This window comes from Leptolyngbya sp. FACHB-541, assembly GCF_014695875.1.
Lineage (GTDB): Bacteria > Cyanobacteriota > Cyanobacteriia > Elainellales > Elainellaceae > JAAUTN01.
Genome location: NZ_JACJPC010000048.1, coordinates 44,471 through 66,210, shown reverse-complemented (window position 1 = coordinate 66,210; position 21,740 = coordinate 44,471). Strand labels below are relative to the sequence as shown.

At 50.9% G+C, this 21,740-nt stretch carries 16 protein-coding genes; 12 read left to right on the top strand and 4 right to left on the bottom strand.

Going from position 1 to position 21,740, the window contains the following annotated elements; translation table 11 throughout:
- Nucleotides 1–64: 64 nt before the first annotated feature.
- The 4 genes from recO (at nucleotide 65) to H6G00_RS08915 (ending at nucleotide 6,329) form a co-directional block, all read left to right on the top strand.
- The gene (gene recO, locus H6G00_RS08930; protein WP_190796486.1) at nucleotides 65–1,069 is read left to right on the top strand and encodes a DNA repair protein RecO; all 1,005 of its coding nucleotides are present in this window, start codon (nucleotides 65–67) and stop codon (nucleotides 1,067–1,069) included.
- A gap of 3 nt (nucleotides 1,070–1,072) precedes the next feature.
- Nucleotides 1,073–2,707 carry an MFS transporter gene (locus H6G00_RS08925; protein WP_190796485.1) on the top strand — a complete coding sequence of 545 codons (1,635 nt, stop codon included), beginning with the start codon at nucleotides 1,073–1,075 and terminating at the stop codon, nucleotides 2,705–2,707.
- A gap of 61 nt (nucleotides 2,708–2,768) precedes the next feature.
- Complete coding sequence (locus tag H6G00_RS08920; protein WP_190641797.1) at nucleotides 2,769–3,914, top strand: glycosyltransferase family 4 protein; 1,146 nt, start codon at nucleotides 2,769–2,771, stop codon at nucleotides 3,912–3,914.
- A gap of 492 nt (nucleotides 3,915–4,406) precedes the next feature.
- On the top strand, nucleotides 4,407–6,329 hold the full coding sequence (locus H6G00_RS08915; protein WP_190641798.1) for a serine/threonine-protein kinase: 1,923 nt from the start codon (nucleotides 4,407–4,409) through the stop codon (nucleotides 6,327–6,329).
- Here the strand turns inward: H6G00_RS08915 and H6G00_RS08910 are convergent.
- On the bottom strand, nucleotides 6,326–8,827 hold the full coding sequence (locus tag H6G00_RS08910; RefSeq protein ID WP_190796484.1) for a putative PEP-binding protein: 2,502 nt from the start codon (nucleotides 8,825–8,827) through the stop codon (nucleotides 6,326–6,328). The two genes, H6G00_RS08915 and H6G00_RS08910, sit on opposite strands and share 4 nt — an antisense overlap.
- A 187-nt stretch (nucleotides 8,828–9,014) precedes the next feature.
- On the opposite strand from H6G00_RS08910, the gene ilvN reads away from it, so the two are divergent.
- From ilvN to H6G00_RS08890, 4 genes are all read left to right on the top strand, one after another.
- Nucleotides 9,015–9,533: an acetolactate synthase small subunit gene (gene ilvN / locus H6G00_RS08905; protein ID WP_190684751.1), complete on the top strand. Its 519-nt coding sequence runs from the start codon at nucleotides 9,015–9,017 to the stop codon at nucleotides 9,531–9,533.
- Nucleotides 9,534–9,823: 290 nt separating this feature from the next.
- Nucleotides 9,824–10,864, top strand: a complete 1,041-nt coding sequence (locus H6G00_RS08900; protein ID WP_190796483.1) for a trypsin-like peptidase domain-containing protein — start codon at nucleotides 9,824–9,826, stop codon at nucleotides 10,862–10,864.
- A gap of 267 nt (nucleotides 10,865–11,131) precedes the next feature.
- Nucleotides 11,132–12,133 carry a zinc-dependent alcohol dehydrogenase family protein gene (locus H6G00_RS08895; protein ID WP_190796482.1) on the top strand — a complete coding sequence of 334 codons (1,002 nt, stop codon included), beginning with the start codon at nucleotides 11,132–11,134 and terminating at the stop codon, nucleotides 12,131–12,133.
- Nucleotides 12,134–12,269: 136 nt separating this feature from the next.
- Nucleotides 12,270–14,450, top strand: a complete 2,181-nt coding sequence (locus H6G00_RS08890; protein ID WP_190796481.1) for a pentapeptide repeat-containing protein — start codon at nucleotides 12,270–12,272, stop codon at nucleotides 14,448–14,450.
- Between the two features lie 40 nt (nucleotides 14,451–14,490).
- Here H6G00_RS08890 and H6G00_RS08885 read toward each other — a convergent pair whose 3' ends face one another.
- On the bottom strand, nucleotides 14,491–15,096 hold the full coding sequence (locus H6G00_RS08885; protein ID WP_190796480.1) for a hypothetical protein: 606 nt from the start codon (nucleotides 15,094–15,096) through the stop codon (nucleotides 14,491–14,493).
- A gap of 731 nt (nucleotides 15,097–15,827) precedes the next feature.
- Here H6G00_RS08885 and H6G00_RS08875 point away from each other — a divergent pair.
- Both H6G00_RS08875 and H6G00_RS08870 read left to right on the top strand, forming a co-directional pair.
- On the top strand, nucleotides 15,828–16,340 hold the full coding sequence (locus H6G00_RS08875) for an inorganic diphosphatase (RefSeq protein WP_190796478.1): 513 nt from the start codon (nucleotides 15,828–15,830) through the stop codon (nucleotides 16,338–16,340).
- Between the two features lie 440 nt (nucleotides 16,341–16,780).
- The gene (locus H6G00_RS08870) at nucleotides 16,781–17,692 is read left to right on the top strand and encodes an MBL fold metallo-hydrolase (RefSeq protein WP_190641806.1); all 912 of its coding nucleotides are present in this window, start codon (nucleotides 16,781–16,783) and stop codon (nucleotides 17,690–17,692) included.
- Nucleotides 17,693–17,705: 13 nt separating this feature from the next.
- Here the strand turns inward: H6G00_RS08870 and H6G00_RS08865 are convergent, their stop codons facing one another.
- Both H6G00_RS08865 and glnT read right to left on the bottom strand, forming a co-directional pair.
- A complete protein-coding gene (locus H6G00_RS08865; protein WP_190796477.1) occupies nucleotides 17,706–18,071 on the bottom strand; it encodes a hypothetical protein in 366 nt (121 codons plus the stop codon).
- A 173-nt stretch (nucleotides 18,072–18,244) separates the two neighbouring features.
- Nucleotides 18,245–19,570, bottom strand: a complete 1,326-nt coding sequence (gene glnT / locus H6G00_RS08860; RefSeq protein WP_190796476.1) for a type III glutamate--ammonia ligase — start codon at nucleotides 19,568–19,570, stop codon at nucleotides 18,245–18,247.
- Between the two features lie 56 nt (nucleotides 19,571–19,626).
- Here glnT and H6G00_RS08855 point away from each other — a divergent pair, with 56 nt between their 5' ends.
- Nucleotides 19,627–20,925: an FAD-binding oxidoreductase gene (locus H6G00_RS08855; protein ID WP_190796475.1), complete on the top strand. Its 1,299-nt coding sequence runs from the start codon at nucleotides 19,627–19,629 to the stop codon at nucleotides 20,923–20,925.
- A 401-nt stretch (nucleotides 20,926–21,326) separates the two neighbouring features.
- Nucleotides 21,327–21,734, top strand: coding sequence for a sugar ABC transporter permease (locus tag H6G00_RS08850; RefSeq protein ID WP_190796474.1), 408 nt, complete (start codon nucleotides 21,327–21,329; stop codon nucleotides 21,732–21,734).
- Nucleotides 21,735–21,740: the final 6 nt, after the last annotated feature.

Below are 21,740 nucleotides of genomic sequence, written 5' to 3'. Positions count from 1 at the left end.
TTCGGTGGAGATGCGATGCACTGCATCCCTACCAACCCCAAACCCTTAGCCCACAATCCTCAACATGGGTGGAACCTACAAAGCCACTGGTATCAACCTTAAAAGTATGCCGCTAGGCGAGAGCGATCGCCTGCTGACAGTCTTGACGCAAGAGTTTGGCTTAATCCGAGTGGTAGCACCCAGCGCGCGGAAGCACAAGTCCTCTTTGGGGGGACGTAGTGGACTATTCGTAGTCAACCAATTACTGATTGCAAAGGGGCGGAGCCTCGATAAGATTATTCAAGCGGAAAGCATACAGTCTTATGCTGGTTTGAGTCAAGACTTGAAGAAGTTAACAGCGAGCCAATACTTGGCAGAACTGGCACTTTTTCAAGCGTTGAGTGACCAGCCACAAGAAGAACTGTTTTGTTTGTTGGTTGAGCATCTAAACCGTCTAGAAAAGCTACCGGGTGCGGTGACGCTAGCTAGTCTGGCTCATGCCACCTTTCATCTGCTGGCTCTAGCGGGAGTTGCACCCCAGGTGCAGCTTTGTTGCGTAACTCAGCAGCTTTTAGCGCCTGATTTTGCTGACCCTGACTGGCGCGTTGGCTTTAGCGCTGTAGCAGGCGGAATTGTGAGCCTAGCAGAGCTAGAGCAGTTAGCTCCTAGGCTGTCTACCGCAAAATTCAGGACAGGTGGCTCAACCATTCGCCCTAGTCAGGCTGATCGAGCTCAGCCTGGGATGGGACAGGCAGTTGGCCGCCCGCAATCTGTCCGTGAATCCGCACCCAGTTACCCGCCTGCTCGCCCTTCTAAGAATAAGAAGAGTGCTGAACTCCACCTTCAAATTAATGCGACGGAGCTTGCCTTGCTCCAGCAGCTATCTCAGCCCGATTTCATCCAACCCGATGGGACTCTTACCCAGTCCCAAGAACACCCAATTGAGCAACCCTTACCTGAACAAATCTGGCTTTCGATCGAGCGGATCTTAAGGCATTATGCTCAATATCACCTGGATCAGCCGATCCGCTCTGCCACTTTGATTGATACTTGCTTCTACCCCCTGCCGCAGCCCATTCCATCTCCTTAAATCATGATGCGATTGTTTGACTCAGACCTGGACGTGCAGATGCCCATGCTCAGCCAGCTTGACCCCAACCTTGAGGGAGGTCGGTATGGCACTGATATGCAGGTCGATAAAAAGCCGACTGATTGGAAACTGGACGACAGCACCAGTAACGGTCATAAAAACGGAAATGGCAGCAACCGCCCCAACAGCAACGGCAACGGCAAGAGTAATAGCAATGGTCACAATGACGGTGACAACGGCAGCAGCAACGGTAGTCCCGTTGTTCTAGGCCCGGAGAAGCCAAATGATCCGGACTCTCCAAACTCTAGAGAGCACTTTGAGCGTGAGACAGAGGAGCCAGTTCATGGGTTTTGGCCAGTTCTCAAGAACCGTAACTTCTTAGCGCTCTGGAGCGGTCAGGTTTTCTCGCAACTGGCAGACAAAGTTTATCTAGTGCTGATGATTGCGCTGATTGAGAGTCGGTTTCAGTCGGAGGGGCAAACCATTAGCGGTTGGGTGTCCTCGATCATGATTGCGTTTACCATTCCAGCCGTGCTGTTTGGGTCAGTGGCGGGTGTGTATGTCGATCGCTGGTCAAAAAAGACCGTCCTCGTCTCAACCAACCTGCTTCGAGGGGGCCTCGTTTTAGTTTTGCCGCCGCTGCTATGGATTTCGCAGGGTTGGTCGCCGTTTGCTGGGCTGCCAATCGGATTTTACATGCTGCTGGGAATCACGTTTTTGGTGTCTACTCTGACCCAGTTTTTTGCTCCCGCAGAGCAAGCTGTTATCCCGCTGGTTGTAGAGCGTAAGCATTTGCTATCGGCTAACTCGCTCTACACAACGACGATGATGGCTTCGGTAATTGTTGGCTTTGCAGTGGGAGAGCCGCTGTTACACTTTGCCGATCGCCTGGTCGTATGGATCAGCGGCAACCTGGACGTGGGCAAGTCGGTTGTGGTTGGAGTCAGTTATGCGATCGCCGGACTCCTCCTCCTATTGCTGAAAACAGGCGAGAAAGGCGACCACCTTGAGCAACAAGAGCCGCCCCACGTTTGGCAAGATATCAAAGACGGATTGTGCTACTTAAAGCAGCAGAAACGGGTACGGGCAGCACTCATTCAACTGGTGGTTTTATTCTCAATTTTTGCAGCATTAGCAGTCCTGGCAGTGCGACTGGCAGAGATCATGCCTGCAATCAAGTCTTCTCAGTTTGGCTTTTTGCTGGCGGCAGGCGGCATCGGCATGGGCATCGGGGCAACGGTGCTGGGCTATTTTGGGCAGCGGTTTTCTCGTGCTCAGCTTGCGCTGTATGGCTCAATCGGCATGAGTGCATCACTCGCAGCTATTCCGCTATTTTCCTGGGAACTCGTACCGACCTTGCTGATGCTGGTGTCGCTGGGAGGCTTTGCAGCAATCGTGGGCATTCCGATGCAAACCGCAATTCAGGAAGAAACCCCCGAAGAGATGCGAGGCAAGGTGTTTGGCTTACAAAATAACGCCGTGAATATTGCTCTCAGTCTGCCGCTGGCCCTGGCTGGAGTCGCTGAAACGCTGTTTGGGCTTCAAGTTGTGTTTATTGGGCTGGCAGTAGTGGCGATCGCCGGTGGCAGTCTGACCTGGTACATTTCCCGTGAAGGATCACCCAAAGCACCCCAATAAGTGATTAAATCCTGATATTAGAGAAAATTTTCTTGATTAAAAATTAAAGCGATTCACTTGAATGCATATTGCATGGCTTGGGAAAAAATCACCGTTCTGTGGCAACGTCACCTACGGTCGAGAAGTCACAAACGCGCTGCTAGATCGAGGACATCAGGTTAGTTTCTTGCACTTTGCCCAAGAAGAAATTAACGATAGTCAGTCTGAACGGCAGGAAGTTTCTATCCCATTTCTTTACAAGTCGCAGATTTATACCATTCCATCCTTCAAATCGAGCAAGGTGCTGATCCAGTCACTGCGTCGGCTCAAGCCCGATCTGGTTCATGCCTCGCTGACCCTGTCGCCGCTAGATTTTGTCTTACCCGAAATCTGTGAAGAGTTGAACCTGCCGCTGGTCGCGACCTTTCACCCACCCTTTGACCGCAAGCGACGCAATCTGACATCAGGCACTCAGCACTTGATGTATCAGCTTTATGCCCCCTTCCTGGCAAACTATCATCGCGTCATTGTCTTTTCTCATATCCAGCGTGATCTGTTGGTGAGACTAGGCGTACCAGAAGCTCAAGTTGCTGTCATTCCTAACGGAGTCGATGCCGGAAAATATTCTCCTGGCTTGTCTCGCATCAAAACAGAACTGGACGCTCAACGGCTATTTGTCTATCAGGGCAGAATTGCCGCTGAGAAAAACGTTGAATCTCTGCTCCGTGCCTGGAAACATTCTGAGATGGGAGCGAACAGCAAACTGGCGATCGTCGGCAACGGTCCGCTTGCTCCCTCACTGCAAGCCTTTTATGGACAGGAGCATGGAGTGATCTGGCTAGGTTTTGTCGCCGACGAACAGCGGCGGATCGAAATCTTACGTGGGTCAGATATGTTTATCCTGCCCTCATTGGTGGAGGGACTTTCCCTGTCGTTACTAGAAGCAATGGCTTGTGGGGTAGCCTGCATGGCAACCGATGCTGGGGCTGATGGAGAAGTGCTAGAAGACGGTGCAGGCATCATCCTCAATACGCATCGCGTCTCGGCACAACTGCAAACTCTGTTTCCCATTTTTCGTGACCACGTTGAGCTAACGACACTATTGGGACGTAAAGCTCGTCAGCGGGTGTTAGACCGTTATACACTTAGCCAAAACATTACTTTGCTCGAAGAACTCTACAGCCAGGTCTTCCAGCAACAGCGAATTTATATGAATCGCTCAGTTTAAGTTATCAAACCATAAAAATTTACACGTCTTGAGCAACGGTAATTCTCTCGCGGAGATCTATCTTGGAGAATATCCCTTGCTTTTTGATCTCTTGTTTTGGTTAAGAAAGGTTCCGGGAGTTCTACAGGCTGCCAAAGGGGTTTGAAAAGTACAGTTTGTCGTCCATCAGAGATAGGAGCATAGGATTCGGGCAAGAACTCTTGTGCTATTTCGAGTTTTTTTGCTAAATGCTACGCCCTTATAGGGCATTTACTACTTTTCAAACATCTTTTAGGCTTAGAGGTTTCACAATTAGATCATTCCTTTTGATCTAAATAGGGTGCATCGTCCAGAGATCTGTAAAGCAATTTAGGGAAAACATACCTCTCATGAAGAGAGGAACGTTTTTTCGCTTCAATTTCCTCTGAATTGCTCAGTTCGTTCCAGGAAGCAAAACTTGCTTCTTGGGAAAAGTCAAAGTCATTCGTCAACTGCCCAAGTGCCCCATCTACCATGATTTGTTGTCTCAATCCCCGTTGTCGAAAGCCCCAGAATTCTGATGAGGCAGAGGTATGCCAGAACTGTGGCACACCCCTACAAGCCCTGCTGAGAGGTCGTTATCGGGCAGTGCAGCTCATTGGCCAGGGTGGATTTGGCAGAACTTATCTAGCTGTAGATGAAGACAGGTTGAACACCCGCTGTGTGATTAAACAGTTTTCACCTCAGGTGCAGGGAACCAAATCTCTAGATAAAGCAATTCGGCTATTTAACCAGGAAGCGGTGCGGCTACACGAACTGGGAGAGCATCCTCAAATCCCTACGTTGCTGGCTTATTTTGAGCAGAACAAATATCTTTATCTGGTGCAGCAGTTTATTGAGGGGCAAAATTTATCGCAGCAGCTTCGTAGGCAAGGGGCTTTTACAGAAGCACAGATTCGAGATGTATTAAATGATTTGCTGCCCGTACTGAAGTTTGTGCATGAGCATCAGGTAATTCATCGCGACATCACGCCAGTTAATATTTTGCGTCGTCAGGTGGATAGTCGCCTGGTACTGATTGATTTTGGCGTTGCCAAACAATTGACCGCAGCGGTAGCGGTGGAGCCAGGAACTCGGATTGGTACAGAAGGCTATTCTCCGCTGGAGCAATTTCGAGGGGGTCGAGCTTATCCTGCAAGCGATCTCTACAGTTTGGGGGCGACGTGCGTTAATTTGCTGACTCAAACCAAGCCCGACAGTTTGTATGATCCGCTGAATGGACGCTGGATTTGGCGGGACTACTTGCTGAAGAAGGGAGTGACCGTCAGCAATAATCTGTCGCGAATTTTGGACAAGATGCTGAAAGATCTGGTGAACGAGCGCTACCAATCTGCTGAAGAGATACTGAGAGACCTGAATAGTGTCCCGTTCACCTCCATTCCACCTCTCAGTAACCCTGCAGCATTGCTTACAAATGAGGCAAGCATTAACCCAGTTTCACACCCTCCTTCTAGTTCGCCGTTGACCTCTAGTCCTTTGCCTTCAAGACCCCGCTCAGGGGGACAACCGGGAGGAAGCTGTTTGCGAGTGTTGACGGGGCATTCCTCGTGGGTAACGAGTGTGGCGTTAGGCCCAATGGCTCAAACAGTGGCAAGCGGCAGTTTGGACGATACGGTGAAGGTGTGGAATCTGCACACCGGCGAATTGCTGTTTACCCTGACAGGACATACCAAGGAAGTGAATGCGATCGCCATTAGTCCGCATGGCAAAACGCTAGTCAGCGGCAGTGATGACTACAGCATCAAGATGTGGAATTTGCAAACCGGGGCCTTGATGCGGACGCTGACGGGGCATTCTAGGGATGTAAACGCGGTGGCGGTCACACCTGATGGTCAGCTTTTAGTTAGTGGGGGCGAAGATCGGACGATTAAGCTCTGGCAAATGGGCACCGGGACACTGCTGCGAACGCTGTTTGGGGTGGCGGGAATGATCAAGGCGATCGCCGTTAGCTCAGATGGTCATTTGCTGGTAAGTGGTGGACTTGACCACAAAATCAAACTCTGGAGTCTGCACACGGGCGAGCAAATGGCCGCGTGGACGGGGCACGTCAACTCAATTAGTGCGATCGCCATCAGCAAGGATGGGCATCTCCTGGCCAGCGGCGGCAAAGATAAGCTGATCAAACTCTGGAATCTGCCCAGCGGGGAACTGATTCGCACGTTTGCTGACCATTCGAGAGATGTGAATGCTGTTGCCTTCAGTCCTAACGGAAAGCTGATGGTCAGCGGCAGCAGCGACACCACGATTAAGCTCTGGGATCTGGACAAGGGTAAGGTGATCGAGACCTGGACTGACCATTCTGATACCGTGAATGCGATCGCCATCAGTAAGGATGGCAAAACCCTGGTCAGCGGTGGTTCTGACAATACGGTTAGAATTTGGAAACTGCCGGTTTAGGCAAGGCGATGACGCGCCGCTTCTAGTAACAAGCTTCTTTCGGCACGGGCGATCGCCTCATGGGTCTTCTCTACTGCATCGGGGCTAACAGAAATTGAGCTAATGCCCCAGCGCACCAGCGCCTCAACCAATTCTGGATATTGAGACGGAGCCTGACCGCAAATTGAGCAAGGGATGCCCACCTGTCGCGCCGTCTGAATGAGTTGTTGCATAGCCCGCATCACCGCTGGATGGCGCTGGTCAAAAGCTGGGGACATCTGAGGGTGGTCTCGGTCTACTCCTAGTAGCAGTTGAGTCAAATCATTGCTGCCTATGGAAATGCCCTGTACACCAGCCTGCACATAATCTGGCAGCAGGAATAAAACCGAGGGCACTTCAGCCATAATCCACACCTGAAAGTTTGGATTTTGTTTTAACTCCGCGTCGAGGATGCGCTTATAGCAAAAGCGAAATTCTTCTACTGTGCGGACAAAGGGCAAAATTAAATGCACATTAGCAAATCGAGATTGCTGCACCTGTCTTAATGCGGCCAACTCTAAGTCGAATAGCGTCGGATCGACTTCATAACTGAAAGTGCCATGTAGCCCCAAGGTAGGGTTTGGCTCGGGGGTGGTTGGATGACCCATTAATGACTGAAATTCGTGCGATCGCAAATCCAGGGAACGGTAAAACACGGGTCGCGGCAAAAATGCTTGGGCAAATTGGAGGATTTGCTCTGCCAGACGATTCACCAATTCTCGTGGCCGTTCTTGCGCCCACATAATTGGGTGTTGCTGATCTAACACATCTAAAATCAACTGCTCTGACCGCAATAGCCCAACCCCATCCACCGGCAAATCGTGAGTCTGCGACAGCAGCGCCACACGGCTGAGATTGACCATGAGTTGCGTGCCATTGGGCGGGTCGGACGATTTTGAGGCAGTGTAAAAATCAGGTTTTGAGGAAGTAGAGGAAGTATGGGCTAAGGGTTGGGGGCTAGCTGGCGGTTGAGGGGAAGGTTGAAGGATGGTTTGAGCCAGCAGGTGAGACGGGGGAAGCGGGGCTGCATGGGGTGGAATGGCTTCCTTTTCGACTCGGTAAATTTCACCGCGATCGCCATCCAAAAAGACCATCTCCCCGGTTTGAATCAGCTTTGTCACATCCGCTGCACCAACCACCGCAGGAATGCCTAATTCACGTGCCACGATTGCGCCATGACTGGTCATGCCGCCCTGTTCAGTCACGATTCCGGCTGCTTGCTGTAGCTCAAAGATCCAGTCTGGGGTAATTTGAGACGCAATCCAGACCGCGCCAGTAGGCGCTCTAACAGCAGCCTGAATTGAGTCAGGCACAATCCAAGCTTCGCCAAAAATTTGCCCTGAGGCGGCACCTACTCCCCTCACAACTAAAGGAGATAAACCTGAAATTTGCCAGGTCGTAGGGACAGATGGCGATAGCACAAGGGGTGAAGAAGCTGTAGACGGTCGAAAACGAATACCTGGGATGGGTAAGGGTTGCGGGCTGGCTTGAGTCAGGTAAAGGGTCGGCGATGTGTCAGGTTGCGGGGCGACCCCTTGCGGGTATCTCTTCGAGATTGCCCATTCTAGCCGCAGCGATGGACCCAGATCAGCAGAGAGCCTTCGGGTTAAATGGGCCAGTTGTTCAAGCTCTAATTCGGTCAGGATAGCCCGCGATGGCTCGACTGAATCCGCTCGAAGGCAGTCCTGAGAAGGTGGTAGTTCTGCTTGTGATGAGGCGAAGGGCACTGCAATGTGATAGGCAAAGGTTCTACTCCCCGTTTGCTGTGTCTGGATTGCGCCCGTTTGCCGATGGATCTGGTAACGGTCTGGAGTGACTTCCCCACGAGTTAAGGCAGCGCCTAAGCCCCAGGTTGCCCGAATTTCAAGATGACCATCGTGAGTGTGCAAATCTCCGGCAGCGATCGCTGACTCCATTGGCTGCACCAAAACAGCCAGGTTGATTTGCTGAAGCTGAATTCCTAAACGCTGCCAGTACAGTAAGCTTTTTGCCCGAAATAGCTCTGCCCAAACGCGCTTGAGGTTTTGGGCGATCGCCTCCGGTTGATTCCAGCAAACGTGACTGGCAAAGAGCCCAGTGGTGCGATAGGTAATGCTGGAGTCTAATCTCGACTCCAGGGCAAAGGACGGACGCAGAATTACTGCTGAAGACTGCCAACTGCTCGTGGCTACAAACAACTGCGCTAACCAATCTGCTGCTAAAGGGGTTGACTGAATAGCCTGACGAATTTGTTGGGCGATCGCCTGCAGTTGACGGGGGTTGTCTACATCCAGATGCAGTGCCGAGTTGGGCAAATCGGCAAACAACGGTTCCAGCCAATTGATTGTTCCTAAAAATTCTCGGAATACGGAGTCTGCAACGACGACTCCAGGCATTACAGAATAGCCTTTCTGCCCCAATAGCCCTAGATAGAACGCTTTGTCCCCTACTTGATTGCGATTTGCAGGTTGAATCTGGTCAAGCCAGTAAAGATTAGCCACAGTCATTTAGGCGACAAGTATCAATTTGATCTTACTGGTCTACGCACTGCTCAGGGACAACAGCGCTATTCCAACTTCATCTCAACTTATAGCGTTATTTCAACTTCACCGGTGACAGTTTGCGATCGCCCCAAACCAAGTTAAAATCAAGAGCTATTGCCTAAATTGCCTAAGACATTTACCCACCATGAAACACACCCTCTCAGTCCTGGTCGAGGATGAAGCAGGCGTTTTAACCCGGATTGCAGGTTTGTTTGCTCGTCGCGGATTTAATATTGAAAGCTTGGCGGTGGGGCCAGCTGAGCAAGATGGCATTTCTCGGATCACGATGGTGGTGCCAGGGGATGACCACATTATTGAGCAGTTGACGAAGCAGCTTTACAAGCTAATTAATGTGCTGAAGGTGCAGGACATCTCAGAAGTGCCCTGCGTCGAGCGAGAGCTGATGTTGATTAAAGTGAACGCGACTAGCTCTACCCGGTCTGAAATCGTAGAACTGGCGCAAATTTTTCGGGCGCGAGTGGTGGATGTGGCGGAGGATTCTTTGACGATTGAAGTGGTGGGCGATCCAGGGAAGATGGTGGCAATCGTTCAGGTACTCAATCGATTTGGGATTCGGGAGATGGCGCGAACAGGAAAAATTGCACTCACGCGGGAGTCGGGGGTGAATACGGAATACTTGAAGTCTCTAGAGGCGAAGGTTTAGAGAGTCTTTTGGCTCAAGCAAAGACTTTTTGGGGGCAAAGCCCCCAAATCCCCACTGAGGGACGAGCGCGTCCCCCAGACCCCCTCCGCAAGGGTCTAGGGTGGGTAGCAAAGCGCGCTTCGCATCAGTGGGTTGCACGGGAATGGGAGCGCTGTGGTGCCTGGTCTCACGTTTTTGGTAGGGTTTTCCCTCCCTGCTAGGGCAACACGGGTAGGAGAGCGATTGCTAAATTTGGAGACACAATTTTATTAAGTGTCATCCCGCTTTAGATCGGGACAGGAGTTTGCGGTATGACAGCTTTACGACTTGTTTCGGATGGTACGCCACGTCAGGGTAGCCAGGAGCTTCAGCCTGTTTCCACTGTTTTGAATGACGATCGCCTGCTGGATGCTTACTCTGAGACAGTGACTCAGGTGGTTGAAAAGGTAAGTCCAGCAGTAGTCAACATTGATGTGCGGCAGCGGCGAAGCGATCGCCCCTATCGCAATCGAGAAATGCAGGGAAATGGCTCTGGCTTTGTGTTTACCCCAGACGGCTACATTCTGACCAATAGTCATGTGGTTCACAACGCCAGCCATATTGAGGTAACGCTCTCAGATGGTCGTCGCTACAGTGCAGAAATGGTGGGCGAAGATCCGGACACTGACCTAGCTGTAATTCGGATTCAGGCACCGAATTTGGTAGCAGCAAAGCTGGGCGATTCTGAATTTTTGCGGGCAGGGCAAGTCGCGATCGCCATTGGTAACCCCTATGGCTTTCAGTGCACCGTCACCGCAGGCGTAGTCAGTGCCGTTGGGCGATCGTTCCGCTCCAACTCCGGCAGACTAATCGACAGCGTTATCCAGACTGATGCCGCCCTCAACCCCGGCAACTCCGGTGGTCCACTGGTTTCTTCACGAGGTGAAGTGATTGGCGTAAACACCGCCGTGATCATGTCAGCTCAAGGCATCTGCTTTGCCATCCCCATCAACACTGCAAAATTCGTCGTCGGACCACTCATCCGAGATGGCAGAGTGCGGCGCAGCTACATTGGCGTTGGCGGTCAAACCGTACCCCTTCCCCGTCGGCTGCAAAACCTCTACAACCTCATCGTCGAAAGCGGCATCCTAATTATTTCCATCGAAGCAGACAGCCCCGCCCACCGCGCCGGACTACTAGAGCGAGACGTAATCGTAGGCTTTGGCGAACAGGCGATCGCCAGCATCGACGACCTACACAAATTCCTCACCGAAGAACAAGTCAGCGTGCGATCGCCCCTCACCATCATTCGCAGCTCCGAAAAGCGAACACTTTGGATTGAGCCAGAGGAATCGAGAGGAGCTAGGAGCTAGGGCTACCTTAAGAGCTGATTTTTTGTGTGCAATGCACACAAAAAATCAGCTGTTGACTAGATTTTGCCTCCCACAGGTGCAAAGCCTGACCTAGCGTGTTAGCCAACCCTTTTGGAGGGAGTCTGGGGGACGCAACCGTCCCTCAGTGGGGGCGTGGGAGGCAAGTCCCCCACACAGGGTTTCTGCCAGAGTCCATAAACTTTCGCACACTCCACAAGCGATCTATTCTAAAAATCGCACCAACGCTGACCTCTTGAGGAGCCCCCCATGAAAGCCATCATCATGAACGCCCCCGGCGATCCAGACGTTCTACAGCTAAAAGAAATCCCCGACCCCCAAATTCAGCACAACACCGAAATCCTAGTTCGCCTCAAAGCAGCAGGAATCAACCCGATTGACACCAAGCTCCGCAAACGTGGCACCTTCTTCCCCGACCAAATGCCTACCGTCTTGGGTTGCGATGGGGCTGGAATCGTAGAAGCGATCGCCCCCGGTGCCCAATCCTTCCAGGTAGGCGACGAAGTTTACTTCTGCAACGCAGGCTTAGGCAGTCACCCCGGCAACTACGCCGAACTCGCCGTTGTCGATCAGCGCTTCGTTGCCCACAAACCCAAATCCCTCAGCTTTACCGAAGCCGCCGCCGCACCCCTCGTCCTGATCACTGCCTGGGAAGCACTCTACGATCGTGGTCGCCTAGAAGCAGGACGCAAAGTCCTCATTCATGCTGGGGCAGGCGGCGTAGGGCACGTTGCCATTCAACTGGCAAAACTAACCGGAGTAGAAGTTGCCACCACCATCAGTTCCCAAGAAAAAGCTGACTTTGTTCGTCAAATGGGGGCAGACTTTCCCATCTTCTACAATCAGCGTGACTTTGTGCAGGCAGCTCTCGACTGGACAAACGGAGAAGGCGTTGACCTCAGCTTTGATACCGTTGGTGGAGCTGTATTCTCCCAATCCTTTGCAGCCACACGCATCTATGGTGACGTAGTGACGATTTTAGGAGCGGACCCAGAGACAGATTGGAAAACAGCGCGCGATCGCAACCTTCGTGTCAGCTTCGAGCTAATGCTCACCCCCATGCTCAAAGGCTTGGTCAAAGCCCAGCAAGATCAAGCGAAAATTTTGCAGCAGTGCGCCCGACTATTTGACCAGCAGCAATTGCAAATTCACCTAAACCGCGCCTTTCCTTTGGCAGAAGCTGCCGCCGCTCATCGCCTCTTAGAGGACGGATCGAGCATCGGCAAAATTGCGCTATTGATGGATGCTTAAAGTTGAAGCGGGTAGAGCGATCGCCACAGTTGCAGTAACGAGTAATAAGCTAGACAGTGAACTGAAATAGCCTAGATCCAGACTCATCATGAATTCCCTGGCTAGCTATAGATTTTGATCCCTTCTACAAGCGCCAATGTATCCGTTTCGGGCTAGCCTAGGCATCTTATTTCTGATTCTTTTAATCCTCGTTTTACAGCCCCAAGCTGCCTGGGGAGCGATCGCCCAGCCAGAGCAAGTTCCTCTAACGGTGGAGCTATTGCAAGAAAGATTGCGATCGCCCCTCCAAAGCGAAGGCGTGCGAACCTTGGACCTGCGCCGAGTCGTAATTGATTTGCGTCCTGAAAATGCGGACTTTCGCGATCAGTTCTACCGATTAATTCAGGCACAACTCCAGCGCTCCCGCAATGTCACAACTGGAGAAATGATTGCTCCACTAGGCTTAGACCTGAGCTATTCCACCATCAAGGGCGAGTTAAATATTAGTGAACTCGGACTGCGATCGCCGCTCTATGGTCAAGAGCTATCGCCGCTTTTAAGCGAGATAGAGCAAGCGCAGTTGAGGCGCGATCGCCGTCGGCTGTCGCAATTGAGCCAACTATCGCGATCGCTGCTGATTCAAGGACAGCCCACCTCCCTACAAATCACTGTATTTCGAGGAGCGCTCAAACTCGTTCAGACCCGCTTTGAAGGCTTCGTCAATTTCACCAACGCCTTCTTTCTTGGCCGCGTCGAAGCACCAGGGGCAGAGTTTGTCCAAGAGTCAGACTGGTCGGAGACACGGTTTAGCCAACCCGCCAACTTCACCGGAGCCATCTTTCGACGTGAGGCTCGATTTCGCAACACCATTTTCTTTGAACGGGTCGGATTCAACCTGGGGCGATTTCAGGCAGTCAACTTTCAGGGTAGTGAATTCCGCTCAACCGCTAACTTCAGTCAGTCAGCCTTTCAACAAACCGCAAATTTCAGCCGTACTCAGTGGCAGGGCAACGCCGACTTTGCTCAAACCAATTGGCAAAACTCCGTCTTCTTCAACAGAAGCAAATTCTCCCGTTCTCTCTTCTTGAGTGAAGCCACCTTTGAGAAACTAATTAGTTTTCGAGAAGCTCAGTTTAGCCAGCCCGTCAATTTGCGTGGAGCAAACATTTTAGATCAGGCAGATTTTGGCGATGCCAGCTTTGCCAAAGCCGCTTACCTGAATGTTACAGGGCTTCAGTTTAACTCCGAGGAAGCAAGAATTTTGGGCGATCCGGGGCAGGTGGGGCGAGTGCTTTCTGTACCAACGCTGCAAGGCAACGAAACGCTGCTTCGCAATCTGGTGCGAAACTTTCGCCTGCTAGAGCAAATTCCCGATGCAAATCAGGTGGAATATACGCGAGAAAAGCTGCGGCTGCGGCAGTTGCGGCAGCAGTTGTGGGGCACCAACCTGAACACAGCAACGTTAGAACGGCTTCAGCAAGTGGGTTTCTCACTCACTCAGGCAGAGGCGATCGCCCAATTTCGCACCGAGCAAGCCTTTCGCAACCTTCCCGACCTGCTGAGGGTGAATGAAGTTGATCTGGCGACTTACGTTAAAGTGCGCGATCGCGTCGTCGTCAGCGAACCTCGTTCGGCTGTTGGCTGGACGTTAGATGCACTGCACTGGCTAGGGCTTAGCCTGCTGCTGCTATTAAGTGGCTATGGCACCAATTTTTGGCTCAGTTTTGGAGTCGGCATGATTGCACTAGCCTACTTTGGTGGATTGTTTTGGCTGATCGATCGCCTGCGTCGGTTTCACCCCAAGCCAATCGTTCCAACGCTATCAGAAAGTACCTGGGTTGTTAGCAGTTTTAGCTTATTGTCGCTACTCGGACTCTCAGCCATTTTTCGCACCTCCGAGCAGCCCTGGCTTACACTCACCTGTCTGGCGATTGTGATTATTCCAGTACCAGCAATACTGCTGTTTTTGATCTATCAGCGAGGTCGCTATCACGACCTGATGGACGTTAGCTACTTTGTCGAAGATGGCAGCCTGCGGCAGTTTCGCCTGCTGATTGGCAGATTGCCGAATATGCCTCGGTTTGTCTTTTTTCGCGATCGCTACATGCCCATCCTTTGGGATCGCCGCTGGAACTGGCTCAACTACTTCGACTTCAGCCTGAATAATTTGCTCAAATTTGGCTTCAATGACATTCGCCTGCGCGACGAACATCTACCCGGACTGATCACTACCCTCTCCTGGTATCAGTGGCTTCTGGGCATTCTCTACATCGCACTGCTGCTCTGGACGCTCTCGCGCACCATTCCAGGGCTCAATCTGCTGATTTACTTTAAGTAAAGCAAACAAGTAAGGGGTAATCAGGTTTAGTGAGTTAGCTCTAGGCAGAAGCAGGCTGCTTCATCGCTTCCAACAGCGTAGCCAGGGCCTTATCTTCAGATGGGTTCACCTGACGGTCGAGCAGAGCAATGCTGACGGCCTTCGGGAGAGCGATCGCCGCCACATCCGAATCTAGCCCTTCCATAAGCTGATCGAGCGACTGCGGCACCTTCAGCGCCGATCGAATGCCCAGCAGCGTCGACTCTTCAAACCCCAAGGTCTGAAGTTGAGGATAGAGCTTATCCCAGTTAGGCTTCTCCGAACTGCCCACCTGAATCACATAGGCTAGTAGCCGCTGCAATTTGCTTTGCTGTTGCGGAGTTATTTGCACCTGCGGCGAAGGCACGACCTCTTCTTCAGTCTTACTCTGGTTCAAGTTTTGCAAAATCTGCTGCCAATCGTGAGTATCGCAAGCTTCCGGCTTGCCCACCGTCAGGGAAACAGAAATTTGATTAGAAACCGCATCAATTTGGGTGACTTGTGCCCGCACTCCCAAAAAGCCAAGCCACTGAGCAATCGTGTTGACCAGTGTTGAACGAGTCGCGTGACTGTTTGCTAGCAGCCGGATTTGAGTACGAACCATCGGACGAACAATTTGTGAAAGCATAGCAGCAGTGTTAAAAACTATGCGAAATGAATACTACACACCCTAGAATAGCCAACTTGACAAAGTTGCTAATTCTACTACCGGGTGATTCCAGAATTACACGGGAACTATTCAATCTGAGTTAACTCATTCTTAACTCAACCTTTAGATGTAGGGATTTGCAATCTAGATCACAGCAAATTTGGTTGCTTTGTGAAATTGTTAAGATCACCTGTAGAACTATCCCAATTCTCATTAAAGTTGGGATAGTTCTACAGACTAAAGCAATACTCAATTCAAGCTGGTTTTTCAAATCCTATATGGAATCTGGTAGTCGAACCGACAACCCTCCTGGGCGAGCTTCTCACAGGTTAGCCAATATCATCGGTACGTTTATAGCTCTCATGACTTTGACCATTCCCGTCTTTGCGATCGCCTACTTCTCTTCAGACAGCGTTGAAATTTGGCAACCGTCAACCTACCCGCTTCTGCGATCCCAAGATTGATGTAATCGGTATGTAATCGATCATCGTCATATTCCTCCAAACTCCCTCAAATCAGGGATTTTTAGGAGGAACGGGTTGCCATGAGTTAACCGTCATCCCCTAGAATGCTATTCGAGGGGCAGTTCACACCGTTTCTACATAGAAGCTGAACATTTGACGTGCCCTGCGCGCGTGGGACACGTCAAATGTTCAGTTTTGAAGAGAAGAGGCTGGCTGCCCAAAATGCTATTTGATTGGAGAACTGTTGTGGATTTATCGCGCATTCCCCCCCAGCCCAAACCTGGAATTATCAACGTCCTGATCGAAATTCCGGCAGGCAGCAAGAACAAGTACGAATTTGACAAGGACCTCCAGTCTTTTGCACTCGATCGGGTGCTTTATGCCTCAGTGCAATATCCCTATGACTATGGATTTGTGCCCAACACCCTGGCAGACGATGGCGACCCCCTGGACGGTATGGTGATTATGGATCAGCCCACCTTCCCAGGATGCGTCATTGCTGCACGACCCATCGGGATGTTGGAAATGGTGGATGGAGGCGATCGCGACGAAAAAATTCTCTGTGTGCCTGACAAAGACCCCCGCTATGCCCAGGTCAAATCTCTAGGTGACATCGCTCCTCACCGTCTAGACGAAATTGCTGAATTCTTTAGAACCTATAAAAATCTGGAGAAGAAAGTAACTGAAATCTTAGGCTGGAAAGACGTTGATCATGTTGCTCCGCTGGTTGAAGCCTGCATCAAAGCAGGACAAAAATAAAACTTAAAGAAGTAGTGCCCTCTGCAAATGTCTTACGGGTTTAGCCTGTTTCGCTGAGGGCACTGCTGTATTAAGATGCAGGTTCAGTTGCATCACCCTGGTCACTGCCCAACAAAGTTCTGTAGATTGAATAGAATGCTTTTTATTCAGTGTTCAAACTTCCGTTGGGGCTGTTGAAAGTTTGCATTTCCGATTTATTTTCCTGATGCGAGTATTTTGTAGGGGTATATACGAGGAAAAAAGTAGAACGGTCGAAATATAGTGTAGAGAGAGTCTGATAGTCAATCCTCGCTCTAGCTATTTGGTTCCTGGTGTCACCTCAATTTCTCAGCTATCGGTCAATTTATCGGGCAGTTAAAATTCTGGCTCACAAGTAGAATCTGCAGATAAGACTCTACAAACTACAATGATCCGCTAAGCAAGGGTTAATGCAATTGAAGATGTCAGGTTTTGACTCCCCAATAAAGAGTGTGCAACCCACCAGCAGCAATGCACCCCAAACCAGCGTTTCCCAGGCTTTTACGGTGCAGTTCTGGGGAGTTCGGGGCAGCATTCCTACACCTGGCATCGAAAATGTCCGCTACGGGGGAAACACGGTTTGCGTCGAGATGCAGGTCGGAGGCAAGCGGCTAATTTTTGACGGTGGCACCGGACTGCGCGTTCTGGGTAGAACGATGGTAAAGCAGATGCCCGTCTCCGCTCACTTATTTTTTACGCACACCCACTGGGATCGGATTCAAGGCTTTCCGTTTTTCATTCCTGCCTTCATTGCAGGCAACTCTTTTGACATCTATGGCTCCATTGGACCTAATGGAGCTTCAATTAAGCAGCGCCTCAGCGATCAAATGCTGCGTCCTAATTTTCCAGTGCCACTTCAGGTCATGCGATCTGAGATGCGGTTTCACGACATCTCTCCCGGCTCCATGCTCTCGCTAGATGACGTCATCGTTGAAACGATCGCCCTCAACCGCCCGAACAGCGCCTTGGGCTATCGCATTAGCTGGAATGGTCATTCTGTCGTCTACGCAACGGACACCGAGCATTCGTCAGAAAAGCTAGACCAGAGTTTGCTCTATTTGGCGCATCAGGCAGATTTGCTGATCTATGATGCTGCCTACGCAGATCACACTTATTACACGCCGAGCACAGACGCAGCCGAGCACAAGCCCGCAACCTGGCAAGCTGGTATTGAGGTGGCAGTTGCCGCCAACGTTAAGCAGATGGTCATGTTTCACCACGACCCTGCCCATGACGATAACTTTTTGGACCAAGTTGAGGCAGAAGTTCAGTCTAGTTTCCCTAATGTGCAGTTAGCTCGGGAAGGCGTGGTGCTGCAAATCTGCCAGGAATAAGCCCGAGACGACTCTAAGTCTTGATCGGGGTACTTAGCATAATCGTGAAGAACTCAATAATTACCATCAGCAACGGGAAAGCAATGCCTGCTAGCCCTAAGCCGCCAATCAATTGACCCAGCCAAATGCGAAGAGTCTTTTCATTTCCGGGATCTCGTTCGTTAGCAATAGCCATATAGCGAGAGCTAGCTCCCACCATAAAAGCTCCTATGATTCCCAACGGTAAACTCATCAGGAACCAGGACTGCAAGCGATCGCCCGGTTGAATCAGCCTGAACGTAGGAAAAATAACGAAACTAACGACTTCCAGGGCAAGCCAAACGCCAATGCAGGCAAAGAAGTCTTTCTTGGCGAGATCATCGAGTGAAAAATTGTTCATGATTTAACGGAGGTAGACACCTTGAAACCTTGGAACTACTGATCCGGTAGTAACATCACTTTGCCCTAGAGTACAGCGTTTAACCAGGGTTTATGGTGCTGGTCAGTCAAGCTAGGGCGAATAGGTGAGGGGCAAAGCCCCTCACCTATTCGCCTAATAGTAGCAGCACATCATTAGCAATTCACGTATTGCTCCATTTCCCAGGGAGTGACTGCCATGCTGTAGGCGTTCCATTCCTGATATTTGAAGTCAAGAAAAGTTTTAGCCGCCTGTTCCCCCAAAGTAGCCATGATCAGCGGGTCTTGCTCTAGACAGTGCAGCGCTTCTAGCAGGCTGGTGGGTAGGGTTTGTAGGTCAGAAAACTCTGAACCCCGGACAAACATATTTTCGTCAAGCCGTTCCCTGGGTTGTAGGTGATTCGCAATGCCGTCTAACCCGGCCGCCAACAAGCCTGCCTGCGCTAGATACAAATTGGCAGCACCATCAACCAGACGACACTCAAACCGTCCGCCTTCGGGAATGCGAATCATGTGGGTGCGGTTGTTACCACCGTAGGAAATGTAGCGAGGTGCCCAACAGCTTCCCGAAACGCTGGTACTGGCGGCTAACCGCTTGTAAGAGGTAACCGTAGGGGTACACAGAGCAGAAACGCCCCGCGCGTGAGCCAGGATGCCTGCAAGAAATTCGTAGCCGATCGCCGCCAAACCTAGCTCATCCTTAGCATCGGCAAAGGCATTCTCCCCGTCATTCCATAGGCTCATATGCAGATGTGCGCCGTTTCCGGTGAGGTGGCTGAACGGTTTGGGCATGAAAGTGGCAGTCAATCCTCGTTGCTCTGCCAGAGTTTTCACCATGTATTTGAAGAAAACGTGGCGATCGGCAGTCGTTAGCGCATCGCTATATGTCCAATTCAGTTCAAATTGTCCATTTGCGTCTTCGTGGTCACACTGGTAAGGCTCCCAGCCCAAACTTTCCATATAGCCAACCAGCGTCGAAATCAGGTCAAACTGACGCATCAGGTTGAGTTGGTCGTAGCAGGGACGCACAGCCGTATCCATTGAATCGGCAATTTGATAACCCTGTTCGCCCTTCTTTAGCAAGAAAAATTCTGCCTCAACACCCGTTTTGTAGCTGTAGCCGAGGCTTTCACAGCGCTGAAGGATTTGCTTAAAAATATTTCGAGGAGCCGCTGCAAACGGTTCGCCGTCCATGTAAATGTCGCTAGCTAACCAACCCACGTTGGTTTGCCAGGGCAGCACGATTAGAGAGTTGGGGTCAGGAATGGCGGCGATGTCATGGGCATCTGGACCTAGCCCTAAATTGGAGGCAAACGGCGCAAAGAAGGCACCATCGGACTCAACCGCAGCAATTTTGGCAGCTGGAACCAGCTTAGAGCGAGTTCCACCCAGCAAGTCAGTGTAAGAAACCAGGAAAAAATCCAGGTTTAGCTCATCTGCCAACTTAACCAGGCTGCGATCGCGAGACAACATGCTGACCATAGCAGACTCTCCAAAACACCTTCAGACGCTTTGCCCTCAAGTAAATCAATCTTGTTATGACAAGTTTGTATAGGGCGATACGCCTGGTTGGGATGGAGTTTGTTAAGTTCGCGTTACGGGTTAGGCGCTGGGTGATGGAGTGTCAGGGTATGAGTGAGACGGCGGATATTGTGGTGGTAGGGGGTGGGTGCATTGGAGCAGCGATCGCCCTTCATCTAGCGGAACAGCAAGCAGGAAAAGTACTGCTGCTAGAGCAAAAGCAGTTGGCGAATGGCGCTTCGGGTAAAGGCATCGGAATTATTCGCACCCACTACACCCATCCCGTCTTAGCAAAACTGGCCTACGCCTCACTTCAGCTTTTTCACAATTTTGAAGAGCGGTTTGGTGGCTATGACAGCGGCTTCAATCCCTGTGGCTACTTCATCCTGGTTGGCGATTCCGATGTTGACACCCTTAAGGATGTCGTTTCAATGCACCAGCCATTAGGCATTGACGTGCAGATGGTTTCCCCCGCTGAAGCGCAGGCGCAGATGCCATTTCTGCGAATTGATGATGTAGCTGCGGCAGCTTATGAGCCCAATTCTGGCTATGGCAGTCCTCCCAAAACAACGATCGCCTTGGCAAACCGTGCTGCCGAGTTGGGCGTTGAGGTTCGCACGGAAACCCCTGTGACAGTCATCAAGCTAGATCTGGAAGGGCGAATTGAGGCAGTTAGTACCCCAACTGGGGACATTGCTACCCGCACCGTTGTTGATTGTGTCGGTCCCTGGGCTAGAAAATTCACCGAGGCGCTGGGTTTACCTTTTCCGGTTAGCCCTGTTGTGGAGCATGTGGTGGTGATGGAGCGTCCTACTGAACATGCTGCACCGCACCCCGTTGTATCTGATTTGGTGAATCTGTGTTACGTGCGATCGGATGCTGACAATCCCTACACCCGCATTGGCAACTCAGACCCGAAATATCACCCGCAGTTTTTGCTGCCTGATGCCGATCAGTTTCACGGACAGCAGTTTCCTGACATTTGCGAAACGCTTCAGCAAAAGTTAATTCACCGCTGCCCTATCTTAGAAACAGCCCCGGTTGTTGAAACGTACTCCGGCATTTGGGGAATTACGCCTGACTACCAGCCCATTATCGATCGCCTCGACCACATTCCCGGACTCTATTGTGCGGTTGGGTTTAGCGGACACGGCTACAAACTCAGCCCCATCATTGGCGATCTGATGAGCCGCTTCATCCTGGGCAAAATGGACGATCAGATCAAGCTACTTGACCTATTTCGCTTTAGCCGTTTTGGAGAAAACAGTTTGATTAAACCGCCAATTCGCTATACCAGAGCAGGTGGCTTGAGGTAAGGCAACATTCGGTCAATTATCACTAGATACTTCCTAAACACCTGTCCCTGGTTCCTAGCCTCTGGCTGGGAATTCGATGAGGAGGCTCTGCCTCCGGTTGCTTGATTTAGGAGTCAGAGTCTCCAGCCCTCTCATGACTAGGCAGAGCCTTGTTACGACCGCTTAGACATAGCTCATCTCAGGTTGTCAGAAGCTGAAACGCTTACTTAGAGCTGTGTTGACCGATTGGGCTATTAATTGACGAATTGCGCCGTATTTTTTGCTCATTCACAATTGAGCGTTATAACCTGAAAGATTAACGGGGATGAAGGTTATAACTAAATCCATAGCTGAATCACGCGGACTGAAAGTAGTACCGCTATGCTGATAAAAAATATAGGAAAAGCTCTGAACGATCGCACATGACTGACTTAAAGATGACGATCGCCTTGCAAGACCCTGAGCTTGAGGACGAGGAATTACAGGACTACACTCAAAACCTGCTGCCTCAAATTCGAGAATTTGACGGAGTAGAAGAAGCAGGATTAGTTCCGCGCGATCAGCCTGTTGAAGTATCAGGAATGACTTCCAAGGATTTTGGGGCGGTTCTGCTGGGAACTGTGACGGTGATCTCCACCCTCAAGGCACTGATTGAGATTATTGACTGGGTCGAGAAGCGATGGCTGAAGTCGAAAGCTAATGAGTTGAATCGCAAACTATCGATCGAGGTGACTACCCCAGACGGGTATAAATTAGCCATTACAGCGGAGGATCTAGAAGACCTCAACGCGTTTCGGGCTCAGATCATTAAGCAACTGGGAGAAGGCTGAGGTACG

Excerpts from the sequence above, each read along its gene's own strand:
- H6G00_RS08870 (WP_190641806.1), top strand. The coding sequence starts at position 16,781 with ATGTCAGGTTTTGACTCCCCAATAAAGAGTGTGCAACCCACCAGCAGC.
- H6G00_RS08900 (WP_190796483.1), top strand. The coding sequence starts at position 9,824 with ATGACAGCTTTACGACTTGTTTCGGATGGTACGCCACGTCAGGGTAGC.
- recO (WP_190796486.1), top strand. The coding sequence starts at position 65 with ATGGGTGGAACCTACAAAGCCACTGGTATCAACCTTAAAAGTATGCCG.
- glnT (WP_190796476.1), bottom strand. The coding sequence starts at position 19,570 with ATGGTCAGCATGTTGTCTCGCGATCGCAGCCTGGTTAAGTTGGCAGAT.
- H6G00_RS08865 (WP_190796477.1), bottom strand. The coding sequence starts at position 18,071 with ATGAACAATTTTTCACTCGATGATCTCGCCAAGAAAGACTTCTTTGCC.
- H6G00_RS08885 (WP_190796480.1), bottom strand. The coding sequence starts at position 15,096 with ATGCTTTCACAAATTGTTCGTCCGATGGTTCGTACTCAAATCCGGCTG.
- H6G00_RS08925 (WP_190796485.1), top strand. The coding sequence starts at position 1,073 with ATGATGCGATTGTTTGACTCAGACCTGGACGTGCAGATGCCCATGCTC.
- H6G00_RS08915 (WP_190641798.1), top strand. The coding sequence starts at position 4,407 with ATGATTTGTTGTCTCAATCCCCGTTGTCGAAAGCCCCAGAATTCTGAT.
- H6G00_RS08895 (WP_190796482.1), top strand. The coding sequence starts at position 11,132 with ATGAAAGCCATCATCATGAACGCCCCCGGCGATCCAGACGTTCTACAG.
- H6G00_RS08890 (WP_190796481.1), top strand. The coding sequence starts at position 12,270 with ATGTATCCGTTTCGGGCTAGCCTAGGCATCTTATTTCTGATTCTTTTA.
- H6G00_RS08920 (WP_190641797.1), top strand. The coding sequence starts at position 2,769 with ATGCATATTGCATGGCTTGGGAAAAAATCACCGTTCTGTGGCAACGTC.
- ilvN (WP_190684751.1), top strand. The coding sequence starts at position 9,015 with ATGAAACACACCCTCTCAGTCCTGGTCGAGGATGAAGCAGGCGTTTTA.
- H6G00_RS08855 (WP_190796475.1), top strand. The coding sequence starts at position 19,627 with ATGACAAGTTTGTATAGGGCGATACGCCTGGTTGGGATGGAGTTTGTT.
- H6G00_RS08850 (WP_190796474.1), top strand. The coding sequence starts at position 21,327 with ATGACTGACTTAAAGATGACGATCGCCTTGCAAGACCCTGAGCTTGAG.